The organism is Burkholderia pulmonis (assembly GCF_984667975.1).
The window spans coordinates 2,160,945-2,175,900 of sequence record NZ_OZ480186.1; the positions used below are offsets into that span (position 1 = coordinate 2,160,945).

A 14,956-nucleotide genomic window follows, 5' to 3' on the forward strand; every position below is an offset into this window, starting at 1 on the left:
ATACTTTTAGTTTCGAAATAAGCGACTCCGGCTGATCTTATCAAACCTTTCCTGCATCCCTAAAGTAGCCCCAACAGACCCATTCGCTAGATCCGCCACATTCAAGGAGACATTCATGGCCAAGATGAGAGCCGTCGACGCAGCAGTGCTCGTGCTCGAGAAGGAAGGCATCCAGACCGCGTTCGGCGTGCCGGGCGCAGCGATCAACCCGTTCTACTCCGCGATGCGCAAGTCGGGGGGCATCAGCCACGTGCTGGCGCGCCACGTCGAAGGCGCATCGCACATGGCCGAAGGTTTCACGCGTGCGGCCCCGGGCAACATCGGCGTGTGCATCGGCACGTCGGGCCCCGCCGGCACCGACATGATCACCGGCCTCTACTCCGCATCCGCCGACTCGATTCCCATTCTCGCGATCACGGGCCAGGCGCCGCGTGCACGCCTGTACAAGGAAGACTTCCAGGCCGTCGACATCGAGTCGATCGCGAAGCCCGTCACGAAGTGGGCCGTCACCGTGCGCGAACCGGCGCTCGTGCCGCGCGTGTTCCAGCAGGCATTCCACCTGATGCGCTCGGGCCGTCCGGGCCCGGTGCTGGTCGACCTGCCGATCGACGTGCAGCTCGCCGAAATCGAATTCGACATCGACACGTATGAACCGCTGCCGGTCTACAAGCCCGCGGCCTCCCGCGCGCAGATCGAGAAAGCGATCACGATGCTCAACGACGCGGACAAGCCGCTGATCGTGTCGGGCGGCGGCGTGCTCAACGCGGCAGCCGAAGACCTGCTCGTCCAGTTCGCCGAAACGATCGGCGTGCCGGTGATCCCGACGCTGATGTCGTGGGGCGCGATTCCGGACGACCATCCGCTGATGGCGGGCATGGTCGGCCTGCAGACGTCGCACCGCTACGGCAACGCGACGATGCTCGCATCGGACTTCGTGCTCGGCATCGGCAACCGCTGGGCGAACCGCCACACGGGCAGCGTCGAGGTCTACACGAAGGGCCGCAAGTTCGTGCACGTCGACATCGAGCCGACGCAGATCGGCCGCGTGTTCGGCCCGGATCTCGGCATCGTGTCCGACGCGAAGGCCGCACTCGAGCTGTTCGTCGCCGTCGCACAGGAATGGAAGGCCGCCGGCAAGCTGAAGGACCGCAGCGCATGGGTCTCGGAATGCCAGGAACGCAAGCGCACGCTGCAGCGCAAGACGCACTTCGACAACGTGCCGGTCAAGCCGCAGCGCGTGTACGAAGAGATGAACAAGGTGTTCGGCCGCGATACCTGCTACGTCAGCACGATCGGCCTGTCGCAGATCGCCGCCGCGCAGTTCCTGCACGTGTTCAAGGCACGCAACTGGATCAACTGCGGCCAGGCCGGCCCGCTCGGCTGGACGATCCCCGCCGCGCTCGGCGTGCGTGCTGCCGACCCGAGCCGCCCGATCGTCGCGCTGTCCGGCGACTACGACTTCCAGTTCATGATCGAGGAACTGGCGGCCGGCGCGCAATTCAAGCTGCCGTACGTGCACGTCGTCGTGAACAACTCGTACCTCGGGCTGATCCGCCAGGCGCAGCGCGCGTTCGACATGGACTACTGCGTGCAGCTCGCGTTCGACAACGTGAACGCGCCGGAACTGAACGGTTATGGCGTCGACCACGTGGCCGTCGCGGAAGGTCTCGGCTGCAAGGCGCTGCGCGTGTTCAAGCCGGAAGAGATCGAGCCGGCACTGCGCCAGGCGCAGTCGCTCGCGGAAGAGTTCAGCGTGCCGGTGGTCGTCGAAGTGATCCTCGAGCGCGTGACGAACATCTCGATGGGCACGGAAATCGACGCGATCAACGAATTCGAAGATCTCGCCGAGAAGGCCGAGCACGCACCGACCGCGATCTCGATGCTCGACTGAACCGCACGACATTTTTGACTGACCGACCGAAGAGGCTTAGCTCATGCCGAAGTTTGCTGCAAACCTGACCATGCTGTTCAACGAAGTGCCGTTCCTCGACCGCTTCAAGGCGGCCGCGGACGCGGGCTTCGACGCCGTCGAGTTCCTGTTCCCGTACCCGTACGCGAAAGAGGAACTCGCCGAGCAGCTCGAGACGCACCGCCTGCGCCTCGTACTGCACAACCTGCCGGCCGGCAACTGGGATCAGGGCGAGCGCGGCATTGCTTGCCTGCCCGATCGCGTCGGCGAATTCCAGGAAGGTGTCGGCCGTGCGATCGAGTACGCGAAGGCACTGAAGGTACCGCAGTTGAACTGCCTCGTCGGCATCCCGTCGGCCAGCACCGCGCGCGACAAGACGTTCGTGACGATCGTCGACAACCTGCGCTTTGCTGCCGACGCGCTGAAGCGCGAAGGCATCCGCCTGCTCGTCGAACCGTGCAACAGCTTCGACATCCCGGGTTTCGCGCTGAATCGCTCGTCGGAAGGGCTCGACGTGATCCGCGCGGTCGGCTCGGACAACCTGTTCCTGCAGTACGACATCTATCACATGCAGCGCATGGAAGGCGAACTGGCCGCGACGATCGAACGCAACCTCGCTTCGATCGGCCACGTCCAGCTTGCGGACAACCCGGGCCGTAACGAGCCGGGCACGGGCGAAATCAACTACGCGTTCCTGTTCGCCCTGCTCGACCGGCTCGGCTATGCCGGCTACGTCGGCTGCGAATACAAGCCCCGTACCACCACGACGGAAGGCCTCGGCTGGCTGCAAAGCGTTGCCGGCTGCGCACCGGGCTCGGCGCGTCGCGCCGCCTGAGAAGCGCCCTTCCCGTTATCAGCCCCACAGGAGACTTACACATGGCAACCATCGGTTTCATCGGCCTCGGCATCATGGGCGCGCACATGGCGCGCAACCTGCTCAAGGGCGACCATCAACTCGTCGTGAACGGCGCGTTCCCGATTCCGGACGACCTGCGCACGAGCGCGAAAGTCGTCGCGAACTCGACCGAAGTCGCGCAGAACGCCGACATCGTCGTCGTGATGGTGCCGGACACGCCGGACGTGCGTAACGTGCTGTTCGCCGACGACGGCGTCGCGAAGGGCCTGACGGCCGGCAAGCTCGTGATCGACATGAGCTCGATCTCGCCGCTCGACACGCAGGAATTCGCGAAGCAGATCAACGCACTCGGCTGCGACTACCTCGACGCGCCGGTGTCCGGCGGCGAAGTCGGCGCACGCGAAGCGTCGCTGACGATCATGGTCGGCGGCCCGGAGCAGGCGTTCGAACGTGCGAAGCCGCTGTTCGAGAAGATGGGCAAGAACATCACGCTCGTCGGCGACAACGGCGCCGGCCAGACCTGCAAGGTCGCGAACCAGATCATCGTCGCGCTGAACATCGAAGCCGTCGGCGAAGCGCTGCTGTTCGCCGCACGCTCGGGCGCCGATCCGGAACGCGTTCGCCAGGCGTTGATGGGCGGCTTCGCCGCGTCGCGCATCCTCGAAGTGCACGGCGCGCGGATGACGAAGCGCACGTTCGATCCGGGCTTCCGCATCGAACTGCACCAGAAGGACCTGAACCTCGCGCTCGACGGCGCACGCAAGCTCGGCCTCGCCCTGCCGCACACGGCAAGCGCGCAGCAGCTGTTCAGCGTGTGCGCATCGCACGGCGGCAAGGCATGGGATCACTCGGCACTCGTGCGTGCGCTCGAGATCATGTCGAACTTCGAGATCGGCCAGACGCCGGCCGCGTAACGCGGATGCCGTACCGCGCGTTTCCGCTGCAATGGCGGAGGCGCGCGACAGACACGCGCGATCCGGCTGCGGCCGGTCGCATCGATGCGCGAACACGCGCGCATCACGGTGGGGCGCCCCGCCCTGCATCGCCAACGGCATGCGGGACGGGGCGAAAAACGCCGCTCTGGGCTGAGAGCGGCGTGGTGGGGTCCGCAGCGGCACCCGGCGGCGCCGGGGAAGCCTTGGTCGGTCAGACGTCGTCGTCGGGTGTCCGCCTGTCGGATTTCGCGTATTACATTTCTTTACGTTCAAGCGTGCGATTTTTCATGCAATCGTCGCGCTGAGCGCCTACACTTTCGCCACGCCTTTCGAGAAAACCGCCGCGCTTGCGTTCACCTCCGGTGACCGCGCCCAGCGCGGTGTTTTTTTCGCCACTTCACGGCGCGTTTTCTTTTCAACCACCTAGGGAGTGCAGCGATGGGTCTTCTTTCGTTTATCAAAGAGGCGGGTGAAAAACTGCTGGGTCATGCCGACGCGCAAGCCGCGGAAGATCCGAATGCCGCGAACCAGACCGCGGCCGACGCAATCAAGAATTACATCAGCACGCAAGGGCTCGACACGTCGAACCTGACCGTCGCGTTCGACGGCGCATCGCGTACCGTCACGCTGTCGGGCAGCGTCGCCGACCTCGACACGAAGGCGAAGGTCAAGGTCGCGGCCGGCAACGTGCAGGGCGTCGCGGGCGTCAACGACGACGATCTGCAGCCGGACGATCCGGAAGTGCAGTATCACGACGTGAAATCGGGCGACACGCTGTCGGCGATCGCCAAGGAAGTGTATGGCGACGCGAACAAGTACCCGGTGATCTTCGAAGCGAACAAGCCGATGCTGTCGAGCCCGGACCGGATCTACCCGGGCCAGAAGCTCGTGATTCCGCCGCAGTCCTGAGCATTCCTGCCGGACTGACGCAAAAAAGGCAGGCCCATGTGGCCTGCCTTTTTTCATGGGCAACGCGCGTCGCCCGATCGGTGCGTATCGGCTACAGCGTATCGAATGCGCGCTGCAGCGCGTCGCGACCGTGAATGCCGTTCGCGAGCGCGAGCATCAGCAGCACGCGCGCCTTGAACGGATTCAGCGAGCCCGCGCTCACGAAGCCGAGCGCATCGTCGTTCGCGGCGCCGTTGCGCATCACATGCCCCGACCCGACGCGCGACGCACGGACCACCGCTACGCCCGCGTTGGCCGCATCGGCGAGCGCCGCCTGCAGCGTCGCGTGGATCGACCCGTTACCGGTGCCCGCGACGACGAGGCCGCGCACGCCGGCAGCAACCAGCGCGTCGACCGCCGTGCGCGTCACGCCCGCATAGCTCGCGACGACTTCGACGGGCGGCCAGACCGCGGCAATTGCCAGCTGGGTGTCGCGAGAACGCGTGGCGCGGCGCGCGAATTCGACGCGGCCGTCCTGCACCCAGCCGAGCGCACCGAGCTCCGGCGACTGGAACGCGTCGACCGCATAGGTGCTCGTCTTCACGACATCGCGCGCGCCGTGGATCCGATTGTTGAACGCGATCAGCACGCCCTGCCCGCGTGCGGCCGGATGCGCGGCCACCGTCACCGCGTTCAGCAGGTTCAGCGGACCGTCGGACGACAGCGCGGTCGCCGGCCGCATCGCGGCCGTCAGCACGACCGGCTTGTCGCCTTTCACGACCAGGTGCAGTGCATAGGCGGTTTCCTCCAGCGTGTCGGTGCCGTGGGTGATCACGATGCCGTCGACCGCCGGATCGGCCATCAGCGCGTCGATTCGCGCGGCAAGCGTGTTCCACAGCGGCAGCGCGAGATCCTTGCTGTCGATGCTCGCAACCTGCTCGGCATCGATGCGCGCGACCGACGCGAGCGCCGGCACCGCGTCGACCAGGAAATTGACGCCGAGTGCGCCGGCCTGGTAGCCGGCCGTGCTGGCCGCGTCGGGCGCGGCACCGGCGATCGTCCCGCCGGTGGCGAGCACGGCGATGCGCGGCAACGCCGCCGTGGACGAAGGAGATGCGGAGTTCGGAGTATTCATGGCCGCGATTGTAATGGCTCGCGGCCGGGATCCGGCAGGTTCGGGCGCGGCAGCCGATGCCGGCGGCCGTGCGTCATGGTTTGTCCCGATCGCCCGGTCGCGCGCGCCGTCAACGGCCGTGGCGCCCGCAACGTTATAGGAAGTGCCGTTTTGGTGTTTTCACATTGATTTGCCATAATCGGGGCGCGCGATGCGCTGCGGCCCTGTCCGCGGCGCGGCGTGCTTCGTGACGGCGTCGATAACACGCAATTCACCCCATGGGAGTGTCGAAATGAAAATCCAATCGCTCGTAGCCGCAGTGCTTCTCGGCGGCATGCTGGCTTCCCCCGCATTCGCGGCGAACAGCCAGCAGGACAAGATGAAGGCCTGTAACACGCAGGCAGCCGGCAAGACGGGCGACGAACGCAAGGCGTTCATGAAGGACTGCCTGTCGACGAAGCCCGCAAAGGCGATGACGCAGCAGGAAAAGATGAAGGCATGCAACACGCAAGCCACCGGCAAGAAGGGCGACGACCGCAAGGCGTTCATGAAGAGCTGCCTGAGCAATCAGCCGGCCGCCTGAGTTCCGGCGCTCCCGTATCGAATGCCGCGCACCGCTTCGGCGGGCGCGGCATTTTTGTTTTCGTTGCTCGCGCATCGACACACGCGTTTCCCTCTCGCGCCCTCTTCCCGCCCCGCTTTTCCGGCCAGCCGCCCCGGCGCCGCCACATGGTGCGGCAATTCGCCGCGTTTTCTTCTATGATGGCTGCAACGCGGCCCACCCAAGTACAAGAAGCGCCATCGGGCCGCCCTCGAGACGAACGCGCACGCGCGTCAAACGGAGGCTTGGATGGCATGGAGACAACACCGCTGGTTCCGCCGCTGGGTGATCGTGATCGTGTTCTGGGCCGTGCCCGTCGCGATCGTCGCCGTGCGCGAGATCCGCGAGGAAATGGCCTACAACAAGGCGGACCTGCAGCTCGCGCTGACCACCTGGCAGCTCACCGACGCACAGCAGGCCGCCGGCACCGCCGCGAAGTGCCACGGGGATCCTGAAGAGGCGCGCGCGGCCGGCTGCCCTGCCGGCGTGCTGGCCGCCAATGCGCCGCGCCAGCAGGCCGCCCGCGACGAGTACGTGGTGCGCCGCAATACGCTTGCCGGTTACCTGTGGCACGCGTTCGTCGGCTACTGGGTCGTCCCGGCCGCGTTCCTGTTCGCGTGCGGTGTCGTGATCGCGCTGATCCGCCGTGCACTGCGACGCCCGCCGATCAAGCCGCCCGTTCCACCCGTCACGCACTGATGCGCCGCAGGCGCCGCGCCTCCGATTGCCCACTGTGCCCCCCCCCTGCACGCAGACCCTGCGCGGGACGCGCCCGGCGTGCGGGCGCCGGTCCGTCCGTTGGCGCGCCGCGACATCCCCGGACGATTTGACGCTTTTTCACGCACCGACGAAAAGAGGCTGTAATCCGCTGTGATATAACTGCCGACGTGATCCGCTCCTTGAGCGAGACTCACTCCGAACGTCATCCGATGGAGAAGAACGATGCAAAAACGGAATCTTGTGCTGAAAGCCGCCGCTGCGCTCATCGTCGGTAGCCTTGCGCTCACCGGTTGCACCACCACCCCGGACAAGCCGGACAACGCCGCGACCAACGCGTCGAAGCGTCAATCGATCGACGCAAGCGTCGACGCCACGCTGTCGCGCATGTACTCCACGGTCAAGGGTTCGCGCGAACTCGTCGCGAAGTCGCGCGGCGTGCTGGTCTTCCCCGAAGTGCTCCAGGCCGGCTTCATCGTCGGCGGCCAGTCGGGCAACGGCGCACTGCGCGTCGGCGGCAGCACGGTCGGCTACTTCAACACGTCGTCGCTGTCGGTCGGCCTGCAGGCCGGTGCGCAGTCGAAGGCGATCGTGTTCCTGTTCATGACGCAGGAAGCGCTCGACGAATTCCGCGGCTCGGACGGCTGGGCAGCCGGCGCCGGCGCCTCGGTCGCGCTCGTGAAGATGGGCGCGAACGGCGCGGTCGACACGACCACGGCCACCGCACCGGTCCAGGTCATCGTGCTGACGAACGCGGGCCTGATGGGCGACGTGTCGATCAACGGCACGAAGGTCACGAAGCTCAAGATCTGACGCTGACGCACCGCCCGTGCGCATCGCGCGCGGGCCATGCGCAAACGGCGATGTCCTCGCGGGCATCGCCGTTTTTTTATCCGCCCGCGTGCTGCGTCGGGCCGCTCAAGTCGTCGAGTCGATCACCTTGAAGCGCGAGCGCTTCTGCGCGCGGATCACCGACTGGTAGACGTCGACGTACTGCTGCGCCATCCGCCGCGACGTGAAGCGCTCCTCGAAGCGCTGCCGCACACGTGCGCGCGGCAGCAGATGCAGCCGGTTCACGGCGGCCACCGCGCTGATTTCGTCCTCGACGATGAAACCCGATACGCCCTCGTCCACCACTTCGGGCACCGCGCCGCGATTGAACGCGATCACCGGCGTGCCGCACGACATCGCCTCGATCATCACGAGGCCGAACGGCTCCGGCCAGTCGATCGGAAACAGCAGCGCATGCGCGCCCGACAGGAATTCGGCCTTCTGGTGATCGGCGATCTCGCCGATGTATTCGACGTGCGGCAGCGCGAAGAGCGGCTTGATCTCGCGATCGAAGTACTCCTGGTCGGCCGCGTCGATCTTCGCGGCGATCCGGATCGGCAGCCCGCACTGGCGCGCGATGCGGATCGCCGTGTCGACGCGCTTCTCCGGCGAGATACGGCCGAGGAACGCGAGATAGCGCGGCTCGACCGGCTGCGGCATGTACAGCGTATCGGGCAGCCCGTGATAGACCGTCGTCAGCCATTTCGCCTGCGGCAGCGGCTGGCGTTGCGAATTGGAAATCGAGATCACCGGCGCGGTGTTGAACGTGTCGAACACCGGTTGCTGCTCGGGCAGGTCGAGCCGGCCGTGCAGCGTCGTCACATAAGGCGTTTCCTGCCGGTTGAAGACCGAAAACGAGTAGTAGTCCATGTGGAAATGGAGCACGTCGAAATCCTTCGCGCGGCGCGCGACCGTCTCCATCAGCAGCATGTGCGGCGCGACGCGATCGCGGATCGACGAATCGAGCCGCAGCGCGCGCGGCCAGACGGGTTCGAGCTTCGCCCGCGTGACCGAATCGCCGCTGGCGAACAGCGTCACGTCATGGCCGAGCTCGACGAGCGCCTCGGTGATGTAGGACACGACGCGCTCCGTGCCGCCGTACAGCTTCGGCGGCACGGATTCGGTCAGCGGGGCGATCTGGGCAATTCTCATGGTCCACGTCTCCTGTGTCCTGTCCGTTGCGGCGCAGCCGGCGGGCATCCGCGCTTTCGCGCCGGCCCCGCGCCCATGCGGCGCCGGCCGGCAGCGCGCCAGCCAGATATCTCATTATTATTCGCGATCCCGATGCATGGAACCGCCCGTCTTGCATTTTTTGGGTGTTGTTACAGACCGGATACATTCGGCCGGCTGCGCCGAACACCGCCTACCGGGCGCAATCGGGCCGATCCGGCCCCGCCGGGTGTCGATCGCGGCCGAACGCGCGCTCGTCCGCCCGTCAACGCGACGGCCACTTCCAGGCCGGCAGGTCGCGCGTGTCCGCATCGACGAGCGCGGTCGCGCCGAGCTGCTTGTCGAGCACCAGCGATTCGCACCCGGCCTCGCGCTCGAGCGTCGCGATGAGCCGCGCCGCGTGCGACACCACCAGCACCTGCGACCGTTGCGCGGCCTGCGCGATCAGGCGGCCGAGCGCGGGCAGCAGATCGGGATGCAGGCTCGTCTCCGGTTCGTTCAGCACCATCAGCGCCGGCGGACGCGGCGTCAGCAGCGCGGCCGCGAGCAGCAGGTAGCGCAACGTACCGTCGGACAGCTCGGCCGCCGCCAGCGGCCGCAGCAGCCCCGGCTGGCGCATCAGCACGTCGAAACGGCCGCGGCCGCCCGGGTTGTCGATCTCGACCGATGCGCCGGGAAACGCGTCGTCGATCGCCGCATCGAGCGCCGCCGCGTCGCCGATTTCGCGGATCGTCTGCAGCGCGGCGGCCAGGTCGGCACCGTCGTCGGCGAGCACCGGCGTGTGGGTGCCTATGTGCGACTGGCGCGCCGGTGCCTGCGCATCGGTCCGGAAATGATCGTAGAAGCGCCACGAGCGGATCCGCTCGCGCACCGCGATCATCTCGGGCGCGCCGGTCGGATCGGCGAACTCGGTCATCATGCTGTCGAAGCTCGCGACCGGCTGCGGAATCGTCTGCCAGTCGCCCGACGCGGTGCGCGCGCGGATCTGCGCGCCCTGCCGGTCGACCAGCAGCGTCGACGGGCGCAGCAGCGCGCCGCCCCAGATGCATTCGCGCTTGACCACCGGATCGAGGGCGAACTGCGAATGGCTCGGAACCGGCAGGCCGAGATCGATCGAATAGCCGAAATCGTCGCACGCGAAGCCGAGCTTGAGGCTCACCGGGCCCTTGCGCACCGTGCCCGTCACCGGCGCATCGCCGGCCAGCATCGCGCGCGAGAAGCGCTCGGGGCCGGCCCACAACGTCGACGGCAAGCCGCCTTCGCGGGCAAGCGACGGAATCACGCGCCCCTGCGCGGTATCGGCGAGCAGCCGCAGCGCGCGGTACACGCTCGACTTGCCGCTACCGTTCGGCCCCGTCACGACGTTGAGCGCCGCGAGCGGCACGATCAGCTCGCGCAGCGAGCGGTAATTGGCAATGGCGAGCGTCTTCAGCGCGGTCATGGAGAGAGAGGGCTTGCAGGCACCGGGCCGCGCTCAGCGGCCTTCGGCGGCCTGCGGATCGGCTGCGGTGTTGGCCGCCGTGCTGGCGGCAGGCGGCCGCGCGTGCGGCCGTTCGGGATTCGGCGCGTCCAGCGCCGATTCGTGCGGATACAGCTCCATCCGGCTGCGCGGCAGGCATTGCGGATAGCGGTCCTGCAGGTACGCGATCAATCCTTCGCGCACGCGGCAGCGCAGATCCCAGCACGACGACGAATCGGCCGCGCTGACGAGCGCGCGCAACTGCATCGTGCGCTCGGTCGCATCGGTCACCTGCAGCACCTGGACGCGGCCGTCCCACTCGGGCGCCGCATGGACGAGCCGCGCGAGTTCCTCGCGCAGCGGTGCGAGCGGCGTGCGGTAGTCGACCGACAGGTAGACGGTGCCGATGATCTCCGAGCTGCTGCGCGTCCAGTTCGTGAACGGGTTCTCGATGATCCATTGCAGCGGCACGACGAGGCGCCGCTGGTCCCACAACCGCACCGACACGAACGAACCGGTGATTTCCTCGATGCGCCCCCATTCGCCCTGGATCACGACCACGTCGTCGAGCCGGATCGGCTGCGTGAGCGCGATCTGCAGCCCGGCAATCAGGTTGCCGAGCACCGGCCGCGCGGCGATACCGGCCACCAACCCCGCGACGCCGGCCGACGCCAAGAGGCTCGCGCCGACCTGGCGCACGTTCGGGAACGTCATCAGCGCCGCGCCGGTGCCGATGATCACGATCAGCACCATCACGGTCCGCACGAGCACCCTGGCCTGCGTATGGATGCGTCGCGCCTGCAGGTTGTCGGCCGTATCGATCGGATGGGCCTGGATGATCGCGTCGCCGACGCCGGCCGCGAGCCGCACCAGCAGCCACGTGAGCGACACGATGGAGCCGACCGCCGCCGCGGTGCGCATGCCGCGCACGAACGACATGCCGTCGTCCGCCTGGACCCACACGAATTCGAGCGCCAGCAGCGCCAGTACGACGAGCGACGGCTTGTCGATGTAGCGCAGGATCGCGCTCATCAACGGATAGGGCTGCGCAATGCGCTTGACGATGCGTGCGCCGAGGCGGTGCACGACCGTCACGACCAGCATGACGATGACCGACACGGCCAGCGTGCCGAGCCACGAATGCAGCGGCGCATCGGCGATGCGCTGCAGTTCCTCGATTGAAATCATCGGCGCCCTTGGGTGATGAGGCGCGCACGCCTCGTCCTGGATGCGTCGGCGACATCCGGGCCGCTCAGGTGCCCGGACACGGCGTCAGATCAGTTGCCGCTCCTGCAGGGAAACGCCTTGCCGAGACCGAGCGACACCGCGGTGCTCGCGTTGTAGTCGGCCAGCTTCGGATTTTCCGCGATGTACTTGCGCACCGCGTCGGTCATCTGCTGCGCCCGGATGTCGGGCGGCAGGCAGAAATACTGGCCGACACGCGGCCCCGTGGTGCCGCCGATCGCATCGATCGTGTTGTAGACGCCGTCGGCAGCGCCTTCGATATAGGCCGCGCACGACGCCCGCGACTTGACGTCCGTCTTCGCGCACAGCCGGTCGAGATCCGCGCCCGTGAAAGCCGCCGCCGACAACGGCACGGCAAACGCCGCGGCACAAAACATTGCGCGCAACATGGTGTTCCTTATGTCAATGCGGCTCGAAACCGCCTGCTGCCTTGGCCGGCGCGGCGCCGGGCACCCTGCTCCGGCCGGAATCCGGCCGGGCGGGCGCACCGTCCGCCGCACCGAAAACCGTCATTTTGCACTCTTTTGCGCATCTGCCGGCGTCGACGCCCCGATGCGCGTCGTCCGCTTGCTCAGGATCTCGATCGCGTCCGGCGCGTTGTAGTGCTTCGCGAACTCGAGCGCGGTGATGCCGAGCTGGTTCTTCACCTGCGGATCGGCGCCCTGGTCGAGCAACAGCGTGACCGTCGACGCATGGTTGCCGCGCGCGGCCATCATCAGCGGCGTCGTGCCGTTCGGCGATGCGGTGTCGATGTACGCATCGTGGTCGAGCAGCAGCTTGACGACCGCGTCCTGGCCGTTGGTCGCCGCGTAGTGCAGCGGCGCCCAGCCCTTCTTGCTGACTTCCGCACCCTTGTCGATCAGCAGCTTCGCGAGGCCAAGGTCGCCGTTCAGCGACGCGAGCATCAGCGCGTTCTCGCCGGCCTTGTCTTCCTTCTCGAGGTCGACGTTCGGCGTCGTGGCGATCGCGGCCGCGACCTTGTCGGACTTCTCGCGCGCGGCGATCACGAGGATCGGGTCGCCGTTCGGCGCGATCGTGTTCGGGTCGAGCTTGCCGCTCTTGAGTTGCTTGCCGATGTCGGCGATGTCGTCGAACTTGACGGCCTTGACGACCGCGTCGAGCGACTCGGCATGCGCGCCGGCGGCGGCAAAGAGGCCGCTCGCGACGAACGCGGCGGCAACGAGTACACGCTTGGGCAAATGGTTGGTCGGCTTCGTCATTGTTGTGGGCTCCTTCCCTGGGTTGTCGGCTGCGCGCACGTCGTTAGCGGGCGATCTTGAACAGCCGGAAAAAGTTCTGCGTCGTCGCATCGGCGAGCGCCTCGACGGCGATCCCGCGTTCGGATGCGATAAAGCGTCCGACATGGCTGACGTACGCAGGTTCATTCGGCTTGCCGCGATACGGCACCGGCGCGAGGTACGGCGAATCGGTCTCGATCAGCAGCCGGTCGAGCGGCACGCGCCGTGCGACGTCCTGCACGTCGGTCGCGTTCTTGAACGTGACGATGCCCGACAGCGAGATATGGAAGTTCTGCGCGAGCGCCTGCTCGGCGACCGGCCACGGCTCGGTGAAGCAGTGCATCACGCCGCCCGGCACGTCGGCACGCTCCTCGGCCATGATCCGCAGCGTGTCTTCCGACGACGAGCGCGTATGGATGATCAGCGGCTTCATCGTCGCGCTCGCCGCGCGGATATGCGTGCGGAAACGTTCGCGCTGCCATTCCATGTCGTCGATCGAGCGGCCTTCGAGACGGTAGTAGTCGAGGCCCGTTTCACCGATCGCGACGACCTTCGGGTGCGCGGCCAGCTCGACCAGCTCCGCGAGCGTCGGCTCGCGCGCGTCCTCGTGATCGGGATGCACGCCGACCGACGCATAGACGTTCTCGTGCGCGTCAGCGATCGCGAGCACGTCGGGCAGCGTCTCGAAATCGACCGACACGCACAGCGCGTGCGTGACGTCGTGCTCGCGCATGTTCTCGAGAACGGCCGGCAGGCGGTCGGCCAGGCCCTTGAAATTGATGTGGCAGTGAGAGTCGACGAACATCGTGTTTCCTGAATACGTAAGACGGGCGCTCATGCGCTCGCCGGCATGCGGCAACGGGTGGCGCTTGCGGGCCGGCCAGCCCGCGCATCGCCGCCGAACGATCCGCTCATCGTTTCGCAACCCACGAGAAACAATACCGGATCAAGAAAATATTTCCCGATATCCGAGAAACAATTCCTCGAATACGAGCCGCGCGTTGAGCGGATGGTTCTCGACCGTCCGCTGCCGCGTCACGGCTTTCATGAAGCGCGCGAATGCGTTGGCGTCGACCGATTCCGCGCAGCGCGCAAGCGCAGCCGCGTGCATCGGGAAATAGCGCGGCGCGCCCGCCATCCGTTGCGCGAGCAGATCGTACAGCCAGCGCTGCAGCCAGCCGAGCACCAGCGGCACCGGCAATTTCTGCAGCGTTTCGCCGCACGCGAACGGATCGCATTCCGCACCGGCCGCGAGCTGCCCGAGCGTGTAGTCGCGCAGCGGGCGGTTCTCGTCGCTCGCGAGCGCCAGCGCGGCGAGCGGCGCGCCGCCCGCTTCGGCGAGCAGCGCACTCGCGTGGTCGACACCCTGCGCCGCGAGCCACGCGGCGGCCGCCTCCGGCGCCGGCACGGTCATCGGCCACTGCCGGCAGCGGCTGATGATCGTCGGCAACAGGCGATCGATGCGCGCCGATGCGAGCAGGAACACGACGCCGGGCGGCGGCTCCTCCAGCGTCTTCAGCAGCGCGTTCGACGCGGCGACGTTGAGCGCTTCGGCCGGATACAGCACGACGACGCGCGCGCCGCCGCGGTGCGAACCGACCCCGCAGAAGTCGAGCAGCGCACGCACCTGCTCGATCTTGATTTCCTTGCTCGGCGCACGCGTCTTCTTGCCGCCTTCATCCGCATCGGCCGGCTTCGCGTCGTCTGCGGCGCCCGGCGCCTCGCCTGCCAGCACCTCGGGCAGCACGATCCGGTAGTCCGGATGGTTGCCCTGCGAGAACCAGTTGCAGGCTACGCAGGTGCCGCACGGCTCGCCGTTCGGCTGCGGCGCTTCGCACAGGAAGCCCTGGGCGAGATGCTGCGCGAACTGCAGCTTGCCGATCCCGGCCTGGCCGTGCAGCAGCAGTGCATGCGGCCATTGCGCGCGCAGTTGCTGCAGGCGGTTCCAGTCGTCGGTTTGCCACGGATAGATCATGTGGTGCGTTCCTTGCGG

Annotated in this window: 15 protein-coding genes; 7 read left to right on the top strand and 8 right to left on the bottom strand. The window is 67.1% G+C overall.

The genetic code is table 11. The annotated features are described in order from the left end of the window. The first annotated feature begins 115 nt into the window (after positions 1–115). The 4 genes from gcl to lysM all read left to right on the top strand — a co-directional run bounded on the left by gcl (position 116) and on the right by lysM (position 4,609). Complete coding sequence (gene gcl / locus AC5LXK_RS09995) at positions 116–1,891, top strand: glyoxylate carboligase (protein WP_493388703.1); 1,776 nt, start codon at positions 116–118, stop codon at positions 1,889–1,891. Between the two features lie 43 nt (positions 1,892–1,934). Then, positions 1,935–2,744 carry a hydroxypyruvate isomerase gene (gene hyi / locus AC5LXK_RS10000; RefSeq protein ID WP_048246826.1) on the top strand — a complete coding sequence of 270 codons (810 nt, stop codon included), beginning with the start codon at positions 1,935–1,937 and terminating at the stop codon, positions 2,742–2,744. A gap of 41 nt (positions 2,745–2,785) precedes the next feature. Further along, the gene (locus AC5LXK_RS10005; RefSeq protein ID WP_493388704.1) at positions 2,786–3,679 is read left to right on the top strand and encodes a 2-hydroxy-3-oxopropionate reductase; all 894 of its coding nucleotides are present in this window, start codon (positions 2,786–2,788) and stop codon (positions 3,677–3,679) included. A gap of 459 nt (positions 3,680–4,138) precedes the next feature. Continuing rightward, the gene (lysM, locus tag AC5LXK_RS10010; protein ID WP_059233962.1) at positions 4,139–4,609 is read left to right on the top strand and encodes a peptidoglycan-binding protein LysM; all 471 of its coding nucleotides are present in this window, start codon (positions 4,139–4,141) and stop codon (positions 4,607–4,609) included. A gap of 91 nt (positions 4,610–4,700) precedes the next feature. On the opposite strand, the gene AC5LXK_RS10015 is transcribed toward lysM, so the two are convergent. Continuing rightward, positions 4,701–5,723 (bottom strand): asparaginase, encoded by a 1,023-nt coding sequence (locus AC5LXK_RS10015; protein ID WP_493388705.1) that lies wholly within the window; start codon positions 5,721–5,723, stop codon positions 4,701–4,703. Positions 5,724–5,994: 271 nt separating this feature from the next. On the opposite strand from AC5LXK_RS10015, the gene AC5LXK_RS10020 reads away from it, so the two are divergent. From AC5LXK_RS10020 to AC5LXK_RS10030, 3 genes are all read left to right on the top strand, one after another. Next, positions 5,995–6,285, top strand: a complete 291-nt coding sequence (locus AC5LXK_RS10020) for a PsiF family protein (protein WP_176015999.1) — start codon at positions 5,995–5,997, stop codon at positions 6,283–6,285. 267 nt (positions 6,286–6,552) lie between these two features. After that, entirely contained in the window at positions 6,553–7,002 is a 450-nt protein-coding gene (locus tag AC5LXK_RS10025) for a hypothetical protein (RefSeq protein ID WP_493388706.1), read from the top strand. 243 nt (positions 7,003–7,245) lie between these two features. After that, positions 7,246–7,833 (top strand): BPSL1445 family SYLF domain-containing lipoprotein, encoded by a 588-nt coding sequence (locus tag AC5LXK_RS10030; protein ID WP_493388707.1) that lies wholly within the window; start codon positions 7,246–7,248, stop codon positions 7,831–7,833. A gap of 105 nt (positions 7,834–7,938) precedes the next feature. Here AC5LXK_RS10030 and AC5LXK_RS10035 read toward each other — a convergent pair whose 3' ends face one another. From AC5LXK_RS10035 to AC5LXK_RS10065, 7 genes are all read right to left on the bottom strand, one after another. Next, entirely contained in the window at positions 7,939–9,003 is a 1,065-nt protein-coding gene (locus AC5LXK_RS10035; protein ID WP_493388708.1) for a glycosyltransferase family 4 protein, read from the bottom strand. A 283-nt stretch (positions 9,004–9,286) separates the two neighbouring features. Next, positions 9,287–10,462 carry an AAA family ATPase gene (locus tag AC5LXK_RS10040; protein ID WP_059233957.1) on the bottom strand — a complete coding sequence of 392 codons (1,176 nt, stop codon included), beginning with the start codon at positions 10,460–10,462 and terminating at the stop codon, positions 9,287–9,289. 33 nt (positions 10,463–10,495) lie between these two features. Continuing rightward, positions 10,496–11,668 (bottom strand): mechanosensitive ion channel family protein, encoded by a 1,173-nt coding sequence (locus AC5LXK_RS10045; RefSeq protein ID WP_493388709.1) that lies wholly within the window; start codon positions 11,666–11,668, stop codon positions 10,496–10,498. 89 nt (positions 11,669–11,757) lie between these two features. Continuing rightward, positions 11,758–12,114, bottom strand: coding sequence for a Rap1a/Tai family immunity protein (locus AC5LXK_RS10050; RefSeq protein WP_006485939.1), 357 nt, complete (start codon positions 12,112–12,114; stop codon positions 11,758–11,760). A gap of 120 nt (positions 12,115–12,234) precedes the next feature. Beyond that, positions 12,235–12,945, bottom strand: a complete 711-nt coding sequence (locus tag AC5LXK_RS10055) for an ankyrin repeat domain-containing protein (RefSeq protein WP_493388710.1) — start codon at positions 12,943–12,945, stop codon at positions 12,235–12,237. Between the two features lie 43 nt (positions 12,946–12,988). Then, positions 12,989–13,768 carry a TatD family hydrolase gene (locus AC5LXK_RS10060; RefSeq protein ID WP_493388711.1) on the bottom strand — a complete coding sequence of 260 codons (780 nt, stop codon included), beginning with the start codon at positions 13,766–13,768 and terminating at the stop codon, positions 12,989–12,991. Positions 13,769–13,909: 141 nt separating this feature from the next. Beyond that, positions 13,910–14,938, bottom strand: coding sequence for a DNA polymerase III subunit delta' (locus AC5LXK_RS10065; RefSeq protein WP_493388712.1), 1,029 nt, complete (start codon positions 14,936–14,938; stop codon positions 13,910–13,912). Positions 14,939–14,956 lie beyond the last annotated feature (18 nt).

Bases quoted from the DNA above. Each gene is read 5' to 3' on its own strand.
- gcl (WP_493388703.1), top strand. From the start codon at position 116: ATGGCCAAGATGAGAGCCGTCGACGCAGCAGTGCTCGTGCTCGAGAAG.
- hyi (WP_048246826.1), top strand. From the start codon at position 1,935: ATGCCGAAGTTTGCTGCAAACCTGACCATGCTGTTCAACGAAGTGCCG.
- AC5LXK_RS10005 (WP_493388704.1), top strand. From the start codon at position 2,786: ATGGCAACCATCGGTTTCATCGGCCTCGGCATCATGGGCGCGCACATG.
- lysM (WP_059233962.1), top strand. From the start codon at position 4,139: ATGGGTCTTCTTTCGTTTATCAAAGAGGCGGGTGAAAAACTGCTGGGT.
- AC5LXK_RS10015 (WP_493388705.1), bottom strand. From the start codon at position 5,723: ATGAATACTCCGAACTCCGCATCTCCTTCGTCCACGGCGGCGTTGCCG.
- AC5LXK_RS10020 (WP_176015999.1), top strand. From the start codon at position 5,995: ATGAAAATCCAATCGCTCGTAGCCGCAGTGCTTCTCGGCGGCATGCTG.
- AC5LXK_RS10025 (WP_493388706.1), top strand. From the start codon at position 6,553: ATGGCATGGAGACAACACCGCTGGTTCCGCCGCTGGGTGATCGTGATC.
- AC5LXK_RS10030 (WP_493388707.1), top strand. From the start codon at position 7,246: ATGCAAAAACGGAATCTTGTGCTGAAAGCCGCCGCTGCGCTCATCGTC.
- AC5LXK_RS10035 (WP_493388708.1), bottom strand. From the start codon at position 9,003: ATGAGAATTGCCCAGATCGCCCCGCTGACCGAATCCGTGCCGCCGAAG.
- AC5LXK_RS10040 (WP_059233957.1), bottom strand. From the start codon at position 10,462: ATGACCGCGCTGAAGACGCTCGCCATTGCCAATTACCGCTCGCTGCGC.
- AC5LXK_RS10045 (WP_493388709.1), bottom strand. From the start codon at position 11,668: ATGATTTCAATCGAGGAACTGCAGCGCATCGCCGATGCGCCGCTGCAT.
- AC5LXK_RS10050 (WP_006485939.1), bottom strand. From the start codon at position 12,114: ATGTTGCGCGCAATGTTTTGTGCCGCGGCGTTTGCCGTGCCGTTGTCG.
- AC5LXK_RS10055 (WP_493388710.1), bottom strand. From the start codon at position 12,945: ATGACGAAGCCGACCAACCATTTGCCCAAGCGTGTACTCGTTGCCGCC.
- AC5LXK_RS10060 (WP_493388711.1), bottom strand. From the start codon at position 13,768: ATGTTCGTCGACTCTCACTGCCACATCAATTTCAAGGGCCTGGCCGAC.
- AC5LXK_RS10065 (WP_493388712.1), bottom strand. From the start codon at position 14,938: ATGATCTATCCGTGGCAAACCGACGACTGGAACCGCCTGCAGCAACTG.